This window comes from Acinetobacter sp. WC-743 (assembly GCF_000335555.1).
GTDB classification, from domain to species: domain Bacteria; phylum Pseudomonadota; class Gammaproteobacteria; order Pseudomonadales; family Moraxellaceae; genus Acinetobacter; species Acinetobacter bereziniae.
In genome coordinates, this window is record NZ_AMFQ01000039.1 from 33,134 (window position 1) to 51,355 (window position 18,222).

Below are 18,222 nucleotides of genomic sequence, written 5' to 3' on the forward strand. Positions count from 1 at the left end.
TTTAACATCGGTACACTGTTTTTGCTGTAACTGCTTTACCTATGGATACTGGAGTAAATGGATGACCGATTTAAACAACCGAGCGAACGAATTGGTCGCAGATGATCTAGGTTTTGATCGTGAACATCTTTGGCATCCTTATACGTCCATGACACAGCCCTTACCCAGTTTTAAAGTCAAAAAGGCGTTTGGTGCAACAATTGAACTTGAAGATGGTCGTCAACTCATCGATGGTATGTCCTCATGGTGGTGTGCGATTCATGGTTATAACCATCCTGAATTAAATCAAGCAGTCACCGATCAACTCCAAAATATGTCACATATTATGTTTGGCGGATTTACCCATGATCCTGCGATACAATTGGGAAAGTTGTTGCTTGAAATCACTCCGCCAAGTCTCGACAAAATTTTCTTTGCAGATTCCGGTTCTGTTGCAGTTGAAGTCGCATTAAAAATGGCAGTGCAATATTGGTCTGCTCAAGGCAGCGCGCTAAAAACCAATTTTGTCACCCCCCGCTCTGGTTATCATGGTGATACATGGAATGCGATGTCTGTCTGTGATCCCGTAACAGGTATGCATCAAATTTTTGGATCAAGTTTACCCAACCGTTTTTTTGTCCCTGCACCCAAAGTTGGTTTTTATGAAGAATGGGATCAACAAGATATAGCGGCACTTGAAGAAACTTTGGCAGTACATCATGCCAGTATTGCAGGTTTGATTCTTGAGCCGATTGTACAAGGTGCGGGAGGGATGCGTTTTTATCATCCTGAATATTTACGTCAAGCCAAATTGCTCTGTGAGCAATATGATGTTTTATTAATTTTTGATGAAATTGCAACTGGCTTTGGACGCACAGGAAAATTATTTGCATGGGAGCATGCGCAAGTCGAACCTGACATCATGTGTATAGGTAAAGGTTTGACGGGTGGATATATGACCCTTTCAGCGACGATTACCTCAAAGCAGGTGGCTGAAACGATTAGTCAGGGAGAGGCGGGGGTATTTATGCATGGTCCTACTTTTATGGCAAATCCTTTAGCTTGTGCTGTGGCGGTAAAAAGCACTGAATTACTCATCAATCAAGATTGGCAAAACAATATTCAGCGTATCGAAACTCAGCTTAATCGCCATTTGACACCATTACAATCATTCAAGCATGTTGCTGATGTCCGTGTATTGGGAGCAATCGGTGTGGTTGAACTCACCGTTAATGTAGATATGAAAACCTTACAAAAAGAATTTGTACGTCGTGGTATTTGGGTTCGTCCGTTTGGTAAATTGGTTTATGTGATGCCGCCTTATGTGATTAAGGACAGTGAGCTGGATATTTTACTTACACAGTTGGTTGAAGTTGTCAGCGGTATGGAGCAAAACATATGAGTGCGACCAATAGATTGCTGGACCACTATGCCAAACAATTGGATGAGCTAAAGCAACAAGGAAACTTTCGACAATTTAATTCAAATATCCAGCAAGGTCGTGAGATATATATCCATGATCAGCGAATGCTAAATTTCGCTTCAAATGATTATTTAGGTTTGGCTTCTGACCTTGAACTAAGAACGCAATTCTTTGATGAAACGCCAAATACGCAACGCCGAATGAGCTCTTCATCTTCACGCTTGTTGACGGGGAATTTTCCAGAATATGAATTGCTAGAAGAAAGTTTAACTCAAGCTTTTAACGGTCGTGCTGCGTTGCTGTTTAACAGTGGCTATCATATGAATATTGGTATTCTGCCTGCTCTTGCTGATAGTAAGACACTGATTCTTGCTGATAAATTAATTCATGCAAGCATGATTGATGGCATCCGTTTGTCATCCGCAAAATATGTGCGCTATCGACATAATGATCTCGAACATTTGGCTCAATTGTTGCTTCAATATCATGATGATGAGGCTTTTGAGCGGATTATTGTGGTGACTGAATCCATTTTTAGTATGGATGGTGATGAAACAGATTTAACAAAATTGGTTGAGATTAAAAAGCAGTTTTGCAAAGTCATGTTATATGTAGATGAAGCACATGCAATCGGTGTTCGAGGTGAGCACGGTTTGGGTTGTGCTGAGCAATATCAAGTGATCGAAGAGATTGATTTTTTAGTTGGAACTTTCGGTAAGGCAATTGCATCAGTTGGTGGCTATTTAATTTGTCACCCAGTCATTCGAGCGTTTCTGATTAATTCGATGCGTCCTTTGATTTTTAGTACGGCTCAACCCCCAGTTTGTATGGCTTGGACAAATTTTATCTTTCAGAAAGTTTTAGGTTTAAATCAATTGCGCCAACATTTATACAATACCAGTGGGTACTTACAACAGGCTGTACAAGCGAAGGGCTTTGATTGTCCATCTACTTCTCATATTGTTCCCGTGATTATTGGCGACTCAAGCCAAACAGTGATGAAGGCAGAAACTTTACAAGAAGCAGGGTTTTACATTATGCCTGTACGTCCACCGACTGTTCCACAACACGGCTCAAGGTTACGTATTTCTTTAACTGCTCAAATATCTCGAGCTGATTTAGATCAGCTGATTCCCCTATTGTAAGCAGAACGTATTGTGAGCTGAATGTGAAATCTCTAAAACTTGATACGTCACAGATTGCGTTGCGTTTTGCGCAGGCAGGGCAGAGTTATCCAGAACAAGCAATCGTGCAAAGAAAAATTGCTCGGCATTTGTCTGATTTAATCACCCAATATGGTGTTGGTCAGTATGACAAAGTATTTGAAATTGGTTGTGGTTCAGGAAATCTAACCCAGCTTTTAATACAAAAATTCAATATCAAAGATTTGATTTTGAATGATCTCTATGAAGATGTTCAGCAGCATTTTAACTTTAATGTAATAAGTAACCCTCAGGTAAACTGGTTAATTGGAGATATTGAACAACTTGAGTTTCCCAAAAATCTGAACATGATTGCTTCAAGCTCTGCCCTACAGTGGGTAAATGATTTAGATGCGATTTTTAAACAGGCGTTTCATCATTTAACAGCACATGCTGAGTTGTGTTTTTCGAGTTTTGGTCAACATAATTTACGTGAAATTAAAAGCTTAACAGGGCAGGGATTGAGCTATTTATCTATCGAGGACTTACAGGCTAAATTGCAGAAAAATGGTTTTGAAATTTTGCATTTATCTGAGCAGATTGAACAGTTGACTTTTACCCATCCCAAACAAGTTTTACAACATTTAAAAGCCACAGGTGTAACCGCAACGGCTTCTTCATTCCGTTGGACAAAGCAAAGCCTTATGGATTTTTATCAAAATTATCAACAGTTTTCTTATGTTGATGAGGCAGGAGTACTTCAGTATCGCCTGACTTATCATCCTATTTATTGTATCGCGCGGAGAATGTCATGACTGGATCAGTTTACTTTATTAGTGGAATAGATACGGGGATTGGCAAGACCTACACGACGGGATATTTAGCAAAATTGTGGAATGCGCAAGGGCGTAAAACTATTACTCAAAAGTTGATTCAGACTGGTAATACAGATATATCAGAAGATATTCAACAACATCGAGAAATTATGGGCATGGGCTTGTTTCCAGAAGATGAAACCAAACTGACCATGCCAGAAATTTTTACTTATCCTGCATCACCACATTTGGCAACAAAAATAGATGGACGTGAAATCGACTTCCAAAAAATTGAATCTGCCACAGATCAACTTGCACAAAACTATGAAGCTGTTTTATTGGAAGGTGCTGGTGGTTTGATGGTGCCACTCACGACAGAGCTGCTGACAATTGATTATATCGCTCAGAGAAAACTGCCAGTGATTTTAGTGAGTTCTGGTCGTTTAGGGAGTATTAATCATACGATTTTAAGTTTAGAAGCATTGAAGAGTCGTAATTTAGAGTTGTATGCGCTTGCCTATAACTTAAATGATGAATCTCAGGATGAACTAATTTCAAAAGATACCGCAGAATATTTAAAAGCCTATTTAGGGAAACATTTTCCGAACAGTATCTGGATCGATATTCCAGTAATCTCATGATAAAGCACGGTATCAAGTGCTTGATGCTGTATAAAAATACTTTGCTTTCGAGAGTAGGTTTTAACTTGAAAGCGCTTAAACAGAGAGAGGATGCTGCTGATGAGTTTTAAAATTCAAATAGAATTATTGAATGAGTCTGAACGCTCTTCTTTAGATTTTGAAAGTAATGCGTCCACTCAAATTTTAAATAGCTTTGATCAAATTGATTGGTCGAAACAAGCTGTTTGGGGGATGTTAGAGCAACATCAAGGCGAGTTTCCCTTTTTTCAGGTTGAGCAGATACAGAGTGGGCGTAAGTTTGGTGGTCTTTTGATTGCCTACAGTCACGATCAATATAATTTTAATGTGCATGCAGAACTGTATCAAAAACAGCAAAAGTCACATCTTTTTGGTTTATTTAAATCTGAAAGCATGCCAAGCTTTGATAACGATGATGTGCCTTTTGAGGTATTTCGTGACTGTTTGGAAAAGTTTTTGCGTGGCAATGATTCCGAAATTGAACGACTACTCAAGATAAAATATAAAAGCTATGGTCATACAGATGCATTTAGTCGATAAATGATTGAACATTAAATCGTAATGAGGAAATTAACTAAAGATATGTTTCTGTTTGATAATAAAGAATATTTAAAAAATTTTCTAATCGCTTCTTATCGTCGTTACATTCAGCATAAAGTGACAACAAATTAGTCTTTTTAAAAAATCAAAAGTCATTTATATTTCATATCAGTAGCGTAATTTATATCCAATAAGCGCTGTGTAATAAAATAAACTGAAAAACAATCAAGAGGTGAGCCATGTCAGGATGGTATGAAATTAGTCAAGCAAAAGATGGTCAATATCGCTTTGTATTGAAAGCAGGAAATGGAGAAATTATTCTTACCAGTGAATTGTATAAAGCAAAGGCTTCAGCACAGAACGGTATTGCTTCTGTACAAAAAAATAGCCCCGATGATGCTCGTTATGATCGTCTTGAAGCCAAAAATGGCAAACCCTATTTCAATTTAAAAGCCGCAAATCATCAAATCATTGGAACGAGCCAATTTTATTCGGGAGATGCAGCGCGCGATAATGGGATTGAATCTGTAAAGAAAAATGGTCCTTCTGAGAAAATTAAAGATTTAACTGAGCAAGCAGAATAGACTGTTAAATTTTTCTAAAAGAGCATGTGATTTACATGCTTTTTTTATGGCAATATTAAGTTGATTAAAAATACCATTATTTATCAAGATTGATCAATTTAATGAAATTATTTAAATAATTTTTAATTAAATTGTTAAGTTTAAAATTACAATTTTGACATAAATCTAGAGACACATTCTAAAAAGATAGAATATAAAAATATCGAGAGTGTTATATTTACTAGCTTTGCATTTACTTTTAAATCTTAATTGAGTTTTTATCATAAATTTATATGACTATTTTTAAGCATTTTTAAAATTTAAATATGTTATGGTCAATTTATTATCAAATTAAGATCACTGTATCGGTTTGGTATTATTGAGTTTTAATAAATAATTTGCGATTAGGGTATTTGACCATTTAATCAAATACTTTTCGGAAAATATGTGAATTAGATTGAGTATTTTTAAATATTGCTAATGTAATGAAGAATTATATCCATGGAGTTGGGTGAGTGTATCTAGATTATAGGAGATATTCCATAAAATAATCATATTGGAATAATCACAAGAGATAGGTTTGATTTAGATTCAGCAGTCACTTAAATAAACACTAATATAATTCACATAATATTTATTAAGTGTTAAATTGGTCACAAATAAGTGAGGTTTCTCGATGAAAATAGAAATCGCTGGTAATTCACAAATTGCTGCTGAGGTTATTTCCCAAATTCAAATATGGGATGCTGCTGTTGTTGGTAACAGTCTTGAACACCTCTTAGATCAATGTGCACAAGATGTCAGTCTGTTTGACGTCAGTACTCAAATGGATGGTATTCACGCCTATAAACAAGAATGGGAAAAGTTTAGCCCTTATTTTAGCGAGAATATAAAAATTGTTCGACGTAATATGAAAATATATGTCTCAAACGATTTGGCCATCCTGCATTGTCATTCTAAAGTGGAAAATACGGCACTGAAAGATAAGTTACAAATGCCTTGGTGTCGAACCACATTATGTCTTCAAAAGAAAGAAGGGCAATGGTTGGTGGTACATCAACATATCTCAATGCCAATAGATATGATGACTGGCAAAGCCATTATGTTAAAAGACAAGGCAAAATTGAGATTAGTGGTATAAATTAATCTTTATAACTGATGTAACGCAGTAACTCTAAAATTAAATTTTGGAGCTAGATGAATATGGATACGCGAAAACGTCATCCGCAATTGCTTGAGGCAGGACTCCTTCTAATAAGTAAAGTTTCTGCGAAACTTTGAATATTTTGACGATAGTGAACGAGTTCTGCGGTGAGCAGCGATGTCGCTGCGCAAGATGGTTTCCCTTGCGGAGCTTTGCTCCTCATGCCAAAACAAAAGTACCTCGAGCCGAAGGCTATTCCATAAATTTAAACTTTGGATGTAAGACTCCGTTGTGTAAATTTAGCTTTTTCTTTTTCACTTACTTAATTTCAATCAAGTGCGTAACACCAGTTTATAAAATAAACGCTCTTTCTTGGACGTTTATTTAAATTCAATAGCAATCATTTGAAGTGGCAAAAAAGATTTTTCAGTGCTTGTTGGTTTGCTACTTGAATCACAGATCGACTTTTGAAAAAATCATGAAAATAATCTCAAAATGTGAAAAATAATGCCAAATTCATGGTTTGCAAAATATGGTTGGTTAAAACCCTTAGCTCCTCGTAATCCTCATGAGCCACATCGAGTGGCAACATCTTTAGAATTGTTGTTTGATTTGATTTTTGTGGTGGCAATCGCAACAGCAGGGCAGCAATTACATCATAGTATTATTGAAAACCATTTATCACATGGTTTATTGCTTTATTTCATGGTGTTTTTTGCACTGTGGTGGGCATGGATGAATTTTAGCTGGTTTGCCTCGGCTTATGACAATGATGATGTGTTTTATCGCATCATGACTTTTGTACAAATCATCGGTTCTTTGGTTATGGCGGCTGGCATTCCGAGTGCTTTTCAGCAGCAAGATTTTGATGTGATTATTATCGGCTACGTCATTATGCGCCTTGGATTGGTAACACAATGGTTTCGGGTTGCGAAAAATGATCCTGAGCGTAAGCAAACGGCTTTGAGATATGCTTTTGGTATTATCCTTGTGCAGATTGGTTGGTTACTTTTTCATTTTTCGCCGATTCATTTTACCCTATATCTATTTGTGCTTTTGGTGATTGCAGAACTCAGCGTCCCTATCTTTGCCGAAGCACATAATATGACACCTTGGCATCCGCATCATATTTCAGAGCGATATGCATTGCTCACCATCATTGTGTTAGGTGAGTCGATCATAGGATGTTTTGCAGCAATTTCTGATGCTTTAAATAATCAGCTGTTAAGCCAAGAGTTGATCTTTTTAACCATTGGTGGCTTATTGATCATGTTTACCATGTGGTGGGCGTATTTTGATCACGATGTTGCTGAAAGATTGAATAGTCGTAAGCGTGCATTCTCATGGGGTTATGGTCATTTTTTTATTTTCGTGAGTATTGCTGCATTGGGTGCCGGCTTGGCTGCTGCCGTTGATGTTGTGACCCATAAAGCTGAAATTTCTGCTGAGATCGTGACATATTTTATTGCAATTTCTTTGATTTTATATAGCGCTAGCCTGTGGTTATTACAGGATATTCATCATTTGTCTGGTATAAAGAAATGGTTTTATCCAATAACCGCTGTCATTGTGCTGTGTATTCCTATGATATTGCATCAAACGGGCTATGCTGTATTTGTGATCGCCATCATTTATGCATTACGTCTTATTTTTTCAAAATGTTATTTAGCAAGATAAGCAGAGTCTTATGATCAGGGTGGAGTAAATGGGGTTTCATGATTTTTACCGAATGAGTTCACATGCTGTTATTTTCAACGAACAACAGCAAGTCCTCTTATTAAAGGCAACTTATGCAAGTTGCGCATGGGGTTTACCTGGTGGAGGATTGGATCAAGGTGAAACAGTACATGAAACGTTACGCCGTGAATGCCAAGAGGAATTGGGTTGTGATGTGAAGATTGAATATCTATCCGGTATTTATTATCACCCTACCGTTAATTCCCATGCCTTTATTTTTAAATGTACTTTACCAAGTGATCAACAGATTCATTTAAGTGAAGAGCATTCTGAATACCAATGGTTTGATTTTGATCAGCTTTCCCCTGTACAAAAAATTCGGGTAGAAGATTGTTTTAACTTTGATGGTCAGGTCATCAGCCGGTCATTTTAAGGTGATGTCTCTTTTTCGGAAGCAATAAAAAACAGGTCATCAAGACCTGTTTTTTATTCTCAGTTCATTACCTTATTTATCTGGTAGGGCATAAGCGACAATAGAGTCACCCATCTTGGTCCCAAATGAACCATGTCCACCTGCCATGATCACAACATATTGTTTGCCGTTGCTTTCATAGGTCATTGGGGTTGCTTGTCCACCTGCAGGCAAACGACCTTTCCATAATTCATCACCATTGGTGACATTAATGGCACGAATATAATCGTCTTGCGTTGCGCCAATGAACATAACATTACCGGCTGTTGAAATAGAGCCACCTAACATTGGTACACCCATTTTGAACGGTGGTAATGGAATCCCTGGCATACTGTCACGGATGGTACCGATACGACGTTTCCATGCGACATCATGTGTTTTTAAATCGACACCAGCAACATAGCCCCATGCAGGTTGTTTACATGGTAAGCCGAATGGTGAAAGGAAAGCACTGATTTCAACACCATAAGGAACACCATACATCGGTTGAACACCTGCTTCGGTACCTGCACCTTTTGCTGTTTGCTTACGGTTAGGGTCAGCTGGAATCAATTTACTGACAAATGGCAGTCCAATTGGGTTCATCACAGCAATTTGACGATCAGGGTTCAGTGATAAACCGCCCCATTCAAATACACCTAAATTACCCGGGAAAACGAGCGTGCCATTTTCTGAAGGCGGTGTATAAATGCCGTCATAATTTAAACGATGAAACGAAACACGACAGATTAATTGGTCAAACATGGTTGCGCCCCACATTTGTTTATCAGTCAATTTATCTTTTGGTGCTAAGTTAAAGTCTGAAAATGGTTGAGTTGGGGAATAGAATTCGCCTTTGGTTTGTGGACCACGTTTTACAGTTTGTGGTACTGGACGTTCATTAATCGGAACGATCGCTTGACCATTGCGACGGTCTAAAACAAAGGCATTTCCTGTTTTGGTCAATACATAGATGGCAGGAACAGTTTGTCCTGTTTTATCTTTAATATCAGCCAAGGTTGGTTGAGACGGTACATCCATATCCCATAAATCATGGTGAGTGGTTTGGAAGTTCCAGACCAATTTACCTGTCGTTGCATTCAACGCTAACATTGAGTTGGCATAACGCTCATGCAGTTTGGTACGGTTACCGCCCCAGATATCAGGTGTACCTACACCAGTGGGTACATAAACAATATCGAGTTTTGCATCATAGGCGAGTGGTGCCCATGCATTTGGTGAATTATTGACATATTTTTGACCAGGACCTGGAATCTGGTTTGGATCTTCAGCACCTGTGTCAAATACCCAAAGCAAAGCACCTGTATTCACGTCATAACCACGAATCACACCAGAGGGTTCTTGCGTAGAATAGTTATCGGTTGTTGAACCACCAATGATAATGGTTGTACCCGTAACCACTGGTGGAGACGTTGGAATATAGCCGCCCGGATAAGGGAATGGCATATCTTTTTGCAAATCAACTTCACCGTTATGACCAAAGTCAGAACATGCTTTACCTGTATCAGCATTTACGGCAACGATACGACCATCGTTTACAGGTAAAATGACTTTACGTGGACATTCTGTAGACGACGATTTTTTTGCTTGTAGGCTTGTTGCAAAACCTACAGTGTTATTTGCATCGTAGTAAGAAACACCACGACAGGTTAAGTGTTGGAAAGTATTATCTGATTTAAGTTTTGGATCAAATACCCACTTTTCTTTACCTGTAGAGGGATCAAGAGAAACCAATTTTTGGTGAGTCGTACACAAATACATGTTATTGCCGATTTTAATCGGAGTAACCTGATTGGTTGTTTCACCAGAGTCATTCTCGGTTTTTGACTCGCCTGTATGATAAGTCCATGCAACTTGCAGGTCTTTCACGTTGTCCGAGTTAATTTGGTTCAATGGAGAATAACGTAAACCTGATTGAGTGCGCCCATATGCAGGCCAATCCGCATCAGCGATTCCATCAATTGGAGCAGGGGTTGGTTGTTTTGCGGATAATGTTCCACGAATTTCTTGTGGATCATTAAAGATCGAATATGCCATCACGGCAATCGTGATTGCCAAAGTACCAGAAAGTACAATTTTAGCGCCTTTGGCATTGAAACCACGGGTAACTGCTGGAATAAGTAACCATAAACCAAACACGCCTAAGATGTCTAAACGTGGTGCAAGCGCGAAAAAGTCAGAGCCGACTTCCCAAAGCCCCCAGACCACAGTACCGAGTACTAGAGCAGCGTAGACATATAAAGCAGAGCTGCTTAATTTACGTAATAAAATTGCTGTTGCAATGAACAGTATGCCGGCAATGATGTAGTACCAAGACCCACCAAGTGCTGCAAGCCATACGCCACCAATAAAGAGGACTAAACCAAATACAATTGCAATCGCAATGGTAAATGTTCTAAATCCTGAAGATGGAGTTTGCATATTGACCACCTATCTATTTAATTAATTTTGAATGCTTGATCATTCCCATAAGGTTTGATGAAGCAGAGAACTTAAAAAATTAGACTTTAAATATTTTAATGTCTTGGGAGAACATATAAGCGGGCATCAAAATATTTATCGTCTTCAAACTAAAATGCAGTTTGCAATTTAATGCCGCCAACCCAAGCATTTTCGCCATTTTTATATGCGCCAACATGACGGATATATTGCACATTAGGGCGAATGGTCAGCCAGTTGGTGGCATGCACACCATAATAAACTTCGGTGTTATATTCTTCGTCTTGTTGACGAGTTTGAATATCATTGACATCAGAATTGATGCTAATCCGTGAAAAGCCGATGGCGATATCATCTTGAGGGCGTGCATCAAATGGACCTTTATAGACCAGTCCAATATTTTGCATATTGTCTACCGTATTGGTGGTTGAGTCATGCAAGGTTAAATTCACAAAACCCGTCAAACCACGGTTTACATCACCTTGGTGTGTAGTGAATTGTTGTTTTGCAACGACCCATCCACCTTGCTTATGATCGGTTTGGTTTGGTTTTTTGATGGTTTGCGCATCGACTGTGCTGTAGTAATAGCCCAAACGATATTCGCCGGGTAAATTGGCTGTGCTGAGTTTAGGTTGCCAAACCACTTCTGCTGGAATAATTGCGCCATGAGAACCATCTGTGCTGAGGTTGAAACCTTTGCCACGCTTTAAGTTCTCAGGATTATATTCATAAGCGCCAAGTTGCGCATAAAGTTCAGGGTTGAGATTGTATTTCGCTCGAATTGCCCATTGACTGACAGGCCAGTTGTACCATTGATCACCAACCCAGTTCCCCACTTGAGAGCCGCAGAGTGCAAGGTTTTGAAAATCACAGTCAAAACTGTTAAAATCTTCGCCTTCGCCAAAACGACCCACTTTAATATCTAATTTTTGATCAAAGAATTTTTTCTTGATCCAGAAATCAGTAAGGCGCCAAGTTTGACCTCGTCCCCAAACTTCTTGGGTGGAGCTGAGTTGTCCAGCAAGTGCGTCTGAGGTTTGTGAGAGCGAGCGACCATTACGTTCAGTGATGGTAATTTGAGCTTCTGTATCTTTCCAACCCAATACTTTCTCTAAGTCGATATGCGTACCAATTGCAAATTGATCTGCATACTCCGTACCGTGGCTTGAATGATTTTTTGAATCCAGTAATGTGGCTAATTCGCCAGTATAACCAAAACTGAAGTCATAACCTTTTTGTTGCAACTCGGTTCGCTTACCGTTCCAGTCGCCAAGCATCCACGGACTTTGTGGTTCAAATGCATCAGCTGCCTGTGTACTTTGAAAAGAACAACATAAAGACAATAGGCTGATTGCCCCATAAAAGTAACCTTTAGATTTATTCATATTTGGTGACCTTGATAACACTTTGTAACTAATTATTTATGATACTCTCATATTTGTATAAAAATCTATTGATTTTGAATTTTAATTGTAATTTATGTAAATAGTTTATCGTATGGTGATAATTCTTTGTAAATACATAATTAAAATAAGGGTATCTTTTAGGTTAATTTATTCTATTGTTTTTGTTGGACTAAATTTATTTGCATAGTGCTTGAAATGATTATGAAGCGTAGGGGGTGAGGATTTTATAGGCATTAAGAAGCAGGAATAATGAAGCATCATCAGAACACCTGTGTAATTGATTACTGTCAAGATTACACAGGATGCTCTGCTTACAATTCATACAAATTGTAAATAAAATGACCAATTTGTAATTTTATTTAACTTAAAAGATGTTGTAGTGAGTGTGCTGCTACCAATTTCCTTCGCCGAGTTGCTGACCAATATATTGATAACGCATTTGTGATCTTGAAAATTTTATTGGACATGCTAACTGGGGTTCGGTTTGATCTGCATTGGCTTTTAATGGAACATTGATCACCCAACCGCGTTCTTTGGAAATTTTGGAGTCTAGGGCTTCATCCAAACTTAAAACTGGCTCGACACAAACATCCAGTTGGCTAAATAAATCGTTCCATGTTGCAAGTGTTTGAGTTTTAATCTTTTCTCGAATTGCCTGTTTGACCATTTGGCGGTCTTCAGGGTCAAAAGAAGTACCTTTTTCTAATAAAATTGGCAGTTCGAGTGCTGTTGCTAGACCTGTCATAAATTGTGGTTCTAAACTACCGATCGATAAGTAACGATCATCGGCAGTTGCATAATAATCATAGAATGTACCACCATTCAGTTGCTCTAACTCACGCTGTTGATGTTGCCCGCCTGCCAAACTGGCTGCGGCAGCCATATTGTTGAGCCCAACCACACAGTCTGTCATAGAAATATCAATGTACTGTCCAAGTCCACTATTTTGACGTTCGACCACAGCTGCAAGAATCCCAATCACTGCATGTAATGAACCACCTGCAACGTCGGCGATCTGAATTCCCATCGGTGGTGGTCCACTGTCTTGACGACCACAATGCCCCGCGATTCCAGACAATGCAATATAGTTAATATCATGTCCTGCCTTATCTTTATATGTGCCGGATTGCCCATAACCTGTAATCGAGCAGTAAATCAGACGAGGGTTAATTTCAGACAAGGTTTGATAGTCTAAACCCAAACGTTGCATTACTCCGGGACGGAATTGCTCAACTACAATATCGTATTCAGAAATTTTTTCCTTGACCTGCGCTATACTGGCAGGATCTTTTAAATCTAAGGTGACAGATTGTTTGTTTCGATTCAGATAACTATGTGATGTTGCTTGTCCATTTGCATAGGGAGGAAACAAACGAACCAGATCTGGACGAGTAGGTGACTCGATATGGATCACTTCTGCACCTAAGTCGGCAAGATACAAAGTTGCGAATGGACCGGGTAATAAAGTCGAAAAATCGAGTACTTTCAATCCCTTTAAAGCGCTTGTCATAATTGTTTTTACCAATATAGTGTTGATTTTACATCCATAATAGAAATATAAAATTAACAAAACAATGTCATGTTCAGCCATTTACCTTGATCATTTCGGCAATTTATGATGTAAAAAGGTGATCTGCACTGTTGTAAATCGCCAATAAAACATTTTTTAGCGTCATTTAGGTCAATTGTTAGTGAACATCAAAGAGAGTGAAGGATTTACCATGAGTCGTGATACGATCAGTATCCATTTTGTGAATGCAGCCTTAACCGGTGTAAAACGTTTAGGAATGGACGTTGATACTTTACTTTCACATGTTGGCATAGAAGCAGAATTACTGCGTCAGCCTAAAGCACGTATTTCACCAGAGCAATATACTCGCTTCGTGAAAATGTTGTGGATGGTTACCCAAGATGAACATGTTGGATTTGATATTCAACCACGTCGTCTAGGCTCTTTTGCCATTATGTGCCAATTGATCATCCATGCTAAAACACTGGGTGACGCTTTAGAACTATCCTCCCAATTCTATAAATTATTTGGTGATGAATGGTCTGTAGCAGTTGAACGAGATAAACATGAAGCACGTTTGGTGCCTTTGATTCCAAAAACCATGGATCCTGATCACTTCATTACTGAAAGTATGCTGATGATTTGGCATGGTTTGGCATCTTGGTTAATTGAACGTCGTATTCCTCTGGAGCGTGTACATTTTGGCTACCCACGCCCAAATCATGCAGATGAATATGATGCATTATTCTTTGCACCTGTCATGCAGTTCGACATGCCTCGTACGGAAATTACCTTTGCTGCCGACTATTTAGACCTGCCGATTCGTCAGGATGAGGCGAGTTTAGAAGAGTTTTTAAAAGCTGCACCTGCACAACTTTTGGTGAAATTTAAAAACACCAATTCGTTGACATCACGTATCCGTGAAGTGTTGAAGAGTCAGATCGGCGAGGAAATGCCGACCTTGAATGATGTAGCATCCATGTTGTATTTATCCCCACAAACTTTGCGCCGTCGTTTAGCAGCTGAAGGTAAAAGCTATCAAGGTGTTAAAGATGCATTACGCCGTGATGCTGCTATTCATTTGTTATTAAATCCAGATTTAACCCTTGAAGATGTGGCTCAACAAGTTGGTTTTAGTGAAACCAGTACCTTCCACCGTGCATTTAAAAAATGGACTGGGGTTACGCCGGGGCTCTATCGCCAATTACATGGTTATCACTGATGACAACATGATGAAATCAAAAACTATTTTTTGATTATCCTCCGCCCAAGTTTGACTTGGGCTTTTTTATGCCTAAGCATTTTGTCGATGTTTTTTCTGATATATGATGGAAGGGGTTTAAACGATAGGGCATTAAAAAGATGATTAAGCTCGGGCAGTTTGATGAGATACAAGTACAAAACTTGCTTCGCATTCATTTAGCAGGCATGCATGAGAACTCACCAATTGAAAATAGTTTTGCTTTAGACCTTTCCGCATTACAACAGCCACAGATCAGTTTTTATACCCTTTGGGATCAAGATGAGCTTTTGGCATGTGGCGCTATTCAAGAACTCTCGCCAATTCATGCCGAAATCAAATCCATGCGGACTCATCCTCAACATTTAGGTAAAGGCGCAGCGACTACAGTTTTAAAACATCTGTTGCATATTGCGCAGTTGAGAAAATATCAAAAATTGAGTCTTGAAACAGGAACACATCCCTCTTTTGATCCAGCAATTCATTTGTATAAAAAGTTTGGATTTATCAAAGGTGATGCTTTCTCAAGCTATCAAGCCACCGAATTTAATCAGTTCTATCATTTAGACTTGTCTGTTACATCGCTCATTGCATGATATTCTATAAAGCGGAGATGTATGTCAATTTCAAACTTTTTAAGTGGGGAGTTTGATCATACTTAACGCTAAATGTATGGCTAGATCAATAAATGACATGTTTAATTAGAACAATTGAAACTTTAGATATTCCACGCTTAATTGAAATTGAAAAATCAGCAACGCAAGCTTTTTTGAATATTCCTGCACTTGCTTGGTTAGCAGACAGCTCAATTTTATCTGTAGATGACCACATGCAGTTGATTTCAAAAGCGTATGGCTTTGTTTCGGTAAATCTTGATAATCAAGCCACTGGATTTTTATATGCCGAAAAACAAAACCAAGATTTATATATTATTGAATTAGATGTGGATGGGACATTGCAAAAGCAAGGAATTGGACGGCAATTACTGGAATACATTATCGATTTTGCTCGGAAGCATGATTTTTCAAATCTGACATTAACGACATTTAATGATGTGATTTGGAATCGCCCATTTTATGAGAAGTTAGGTTTTCAAAAGCTGGATGACGATCATTTACCAGATTATCTCCAAAAAAAAATTCAACATGAGGTTGAATGCGGTTTTCTTCGAGAAAGTCGTTGTGCGATGACATTGAATGTTTTATCCATTTAAAATGAATACAGTATGAATGTTAATTTGTTTACTGATGATTTTTGATTATATTTAGGACTCAAGATTTGGTGTAGAACAGTATGTGGATGTTGATGAGAACAATCTCAGCTTATCGTTTTATTGACATTATTTTAGGTATTTTTACCACTTTAGAAGATGCCGAAAAGGCTAGAATACAGTATATGACATATCGCAAAGATCATGATCCTTGGCATGATCAAGCTTATCGTGAGTCATCTTTAGATGATGATCTCCGTATCATTGCTGTGGATGGTAATTTCCGAAATGGGGAAATTGTTTTTGAAATTAGTGAATATATTGAGGGTTTTGGGCAAATTGTAAGGGCTTTAAAAGCAATTACGCTCACACAAGCTGAAGCGATTGCATGTATTCAACGATTAGAAGCTGTTGAACATGAATTTCCTCAATTTGCGGAAATAGATTACTTAAAAATTGGGACATTACATTCAGATTTAAGTGAAGATCAACCCATCAGCTATCCAAGGAATGAAACTGATTTAGCCCAGACAGGGAAAAGAGAATTCAGTGATATTCTCGATATCGATTTTGTTTAGCAACATGATTTTAATGCTGATATGAGTTTTAGTAGGTAATGAGCAATGTTTGGTGCTGATATATGGGCATTTAAATCTCTTTAATTTGCAGCTTTTTTCAATTGACAAAAAATATCAAGCGACTATTCCGTTCTCGTCATTGATCTCTCGACTTTATAAAGTACACTCGAAGCACATAACAATCTAGAAGTCATAAGAAGGAACAGCTATGAGCGAGGCTTACATCATTGATGCCATTCGCACACCACGCGGAAAAGGAAAGAAAGATGGATCACTCTATGAAGTGAAGCCAATCACTTTATTAACAACATTACTCAATGAATTGAAAGATCGCCACCAATTGGATACTTCCAAAGTTGATGACATTGTATTGGGTTGTGTGACGCCAATTGCAGATCAAGGTGGTGATATCGCAAAAACTGCTGCGATTGCAGCAGGTTGGGACAATGATGTTGCAGGTGTACAAATCAACCGCTTCTGTGCATCAGGTCTGGAAGCGGTGAATATGGCTGCTCAAAAAGTCCGTTCTGGTTGGGAAGATGTTGTGGTTGCGGGTGGCGTAGAGTCGATGTCTCGTATTCCAATGGGCTCAGATGGTGGACCTTGGGCGCTTGATCCTGAGACCAATTTAAAATCACATTTTGTTCCTCAAGGGATTGGCGCTGATTTAATTGCAACACTAGATGGTTATAGCCGTTCGGATGTCGATGAGTTTGCTGCGAATTCGCAACGTAAAGCAGCGGCGGCGCAAGCAGCAGGTTATTTTGATCAATCTGTTGTGGCGGTAAAAGACAAAGCAGGGGTGATGATTCTTGAAAAAGATGAATTTATTAAGCCACTCACTACAGCGGAAGGCTTGGCAAAGCTGAATCCAAGTTTTGAAATGATGGGTAGCATGGGCTTTGATGCGATTGCTTTACAGCAATATCCAGAAGCACAGAAAATTAACCATGTACATCATGCAGGAAATTCATCAGGAATTGTGGATGGTGCGGCTGTGGTGTTATTGGCATCTGAAAAAGCAGTAAAAGAACAAGGTTTAAAACCTCGTGCCAAAGTGTTGGCGACTGCTTTAGTTGGAACAGATCCTACCATTATGCTGACTGGTCCAGCACCTGCTGCGCGTAAGGCATTGGCAAAAGCGGGTCTGACCATTGATGATATTGATCTATTTGAAGTGAATGAAGCTTTTGCATCAGTTGTGATGCGCTTTATGTCTGAACTCAACGTTCCTGCTGAAAAAGTCAATGTCAATGGTGGTGCAATCGCCATGGGGCATCCTCTGGGCGCAACAGGTGCAATGATTTTAGGTACATTGTTGGATGAATTAGAACGTCAAGGGAAAAAGCGTGGTTTAGCAACCTTGTGTGTGGGTGGTGGCATGGGTATTGCGACCATTATTGAGTTGGTTTAAGGAGAAGAATA

At 38.7% G+C, this 18,222-nt stretch carries 17 protein-coding genes; 14 read left to right on the plus strand and 3 right to left on the minus strand.

What is annotated here, in order from left to right:
* Positions 1-61: 61 nt before the first annotated feature.
* The 9 genes from bioA (at position 62) to ACINWC743_RS05440 (ending at position 8,375) form a co-directional block, all read left to right on the plus strand.
* Positions 62-1,381, plus strand: a complete 1,320-nt coding sequence (bioA, locus tag ACINWC743_RS05400) for an adenosylmethionine--8-amino-7-oxononanoate transaminase (protein WP_009584693.1) — start codon at positions 62-64, stop codon at positions 1,379-1,381.
* Entirely contained in the window at positions 1,378-2,547 is a 1,170-nt protein-coding gene (locus tag ACINWC743_RS05405; protein ID WP_009584701.1) for an 8-amino-7-oxononanoate synthase, read from the plus strand. The genes bioA and ACINWC743_RS05405 overlap by 4 nt, the downstream gene beginning before the upstream one ends.
* A 23-nt stretch (positions 2,548-2,570) precedes the next feature.
* The gene (gene bioC, locus ACINWC743_RS05410; protein WP_009584666.1) at positions 2,571-3,359 is read left to right on the plus strand and encodes a malonyl-ACP O-methyltransferase BioC; all 789 of its coding nucleotides are present in this window, start codon (positions 2,571-2,573) and stop codon (positions 3,357-3,359) included.
* Positions 3,356-4,000, plus strand: a complete 645-nt coding sequence (gene bioD / locus ACINWC743_RS05415) for a dethiobiotin synthase (RefSeq protein WP_009584664.1) — start codon at positions 3,356-3,358, stop codon at positions 3,998-4,000. Before bioC ends, bioD begins: the two co-directional genes overlap by 4 nt.
* A gap of 99 nt (positions 4,001-4,099) precedes the next feature.
* A complete protein-coding gene (locus ACINWC743_RS05420; RefSeq protein ID WP_004830278.1) occupies positions 4,100-4,558 on the plus strand; it encodes a hypothetical protein in 459 nt (152 codons plus the stop codon).
* A gap of 239 nt (positions 4,559-4,797) precedes the next feature.
* Positions 4,798-5,142 carry a YegP family protein gene (locus tag ACINWC743_RS05425; protein WP_004830277.1) on the plus strand — a complete coding sequence of 115 codons (345 nt, stop codon included), beginning with the start codon at positions 4,798-4,800 and terminating at the stop codon, positions 5,140-5,142.
* Between the two features lie 655 nt (positions 5,143-5,797).
* Positions 5,798-6,262, plus strand: coding sequence for a YybH family protein (locus ACINWC743_RS05430; protein WP_009584684.1), 465 nt, complete (start codon positions 5,798-5,800; stop codon positions 6,260-6,262).
* Between the two features lie 510 nt (positions 6,263-6,772).
* Positions 6,773-7,942, plus strand: a complete 1,170-nt coding sequence (locus ACINWC743_RS05435; RefSeq protein ID WP_009584698.1) for a low temperature requirement protein A — start codon at positions 6,773-6,775, stop codon at positions 7,940-7,942.
* Between the two features lie 28 nt (positions 7,943-7,970).
* A complete protein-coding gene (locus tag ACINWC743_RS05440; protein ID WP_009584706.1) occupies positions 7,971-8,375 on the plus strand; it encodes an NUDIX hydrolase in 405 nt (134 codons plus the stop codon).
* Between the two features lie 72 nt (positions 8,376-8,447).
* Here the strand turns inward: ACINWC743_RS05440 and ACINWC743_RS05445 are convergent, their stop codons facing one another.
* From ACINWC743_RS05445 to ACINWC743_RS05455, 3 genes are all read right to left on the minus strand, one after another.
* The gene (locus ACINWC743_RS05445) at positions 8,448-10,835 is read right to left on the minus strand and encodes a glucose/quinate/shikimate family membrane-bound PQQ-dependent dehydrogenase (protein WP_009584668.1); all 2,388 of its coding nucleotides are present in this window, start codon (positions 10,833-10,835) and stop codon (positions 8,448-8,450) included.
* Positions 10,836-10,984: 149 nt separating this feature from the next.
* Positions 10,985-12,238, minus strand: coding sequence for a carbohydrate porin (locus tag ACINWC743_RS05450; protein ID WP_009584673.1), 1,254 nt, complete (start codon positions 12,236-12,238; stop codon positions 10,985-10,987).
* A gap of 412 nt (positions 12,239-12,650) precedes the next feature.
* Positions 12,651-13,769: a CaiB/BaiF CoA transferase family protein gene (locus ACINWC743_RS05455; protein WP_009584697.1), complete on the minus strand. Its 1,119-nt coding sequence runs from the start codon at positions 13,767-13,769 to the stop codon at positions 12,651-12,653.
* A gap of 211 nt (positions 13,770-13,980) precedes the next feature.
* Here ACINWC743_RS05455 and ACINWC743_RS05460 point away from each other — a divergent pair, with 211 nt between their 5' ends.
* The 5 genes from ACINWC743_RS05460 to ACINWC743_RS05480 all read left to right on the plus strand — a co-directional run bounded on the left by ACINWC743_RS05460 (position 13,981) and on the right by ACINWC743_RS05480 (position 18,211).
* Positions 13,981-14,991, plus strand: coding sequence for an AraC family transcriptional regulator (locus tag ACINWC743_RS05460; protein ID WP_004724010.1), 1,011 nt, complete (start codon positions 13,981-13,983; stop codon positions 14,989-14,991).
* Positions 14,992-15,131: 140 nt separating this feature from the next.
* Positions 15,132-15,605 carry a GNAT family N-acetyltransferase gene (locus ACINWC743_RS05465; protein ID WP_009584691.1) on the plus strand — a complete coding sequence of 158 codons (474 nt, stop codon included), beginning with the start codon at positions 15,132-15,134 and terminating at the stop codon, positions 15,603-15,605.
* 92 nt (positions 15,606-15,697) lie between these two features.
* The gene (locus ACINWC743_RS05470; RefSeq protein ID WP_009584670.1) at positions 15,698-16,222 is read left to right on the plus strand and encodes a GNAT family N-acetyltransferase; all 525 of its coding nucleotides are present in this window, start codon (positions 15,698-15,700) and stop codon (positions 16,220-16,222) included.
* A 92-nt stretch (positions 16,223-16,314) separates the two neighbouring features.
* Positions 16,315-16,797 (plus strand): hypothetical protein, encoded by a 483-nt coding sequence (locus ACINWC743_RS05475; RefSeq protein ID WP_227510970.1) that lies wholly within the window; start codon positions 16,315-16,317, stop codon positions 16,795-16,797.
* A 208-nt stretch (positions 16,798-17,005) separates the two neighbouring features.
* On the plus strand, positions 17,006-18,211 hold the full coding sequence (locus ACINWC743_RS05480) for an acetyl-CoA C-acetyltransferase (protein ID WP_009584685.1): 1,206 nt from the start codon (positions 17,006-17,008) through the stop codon (positions 18,209-18,211).
* The last annotated feature ends 11 nt before the right edge of the window (positions 18,212-18,222 follow it).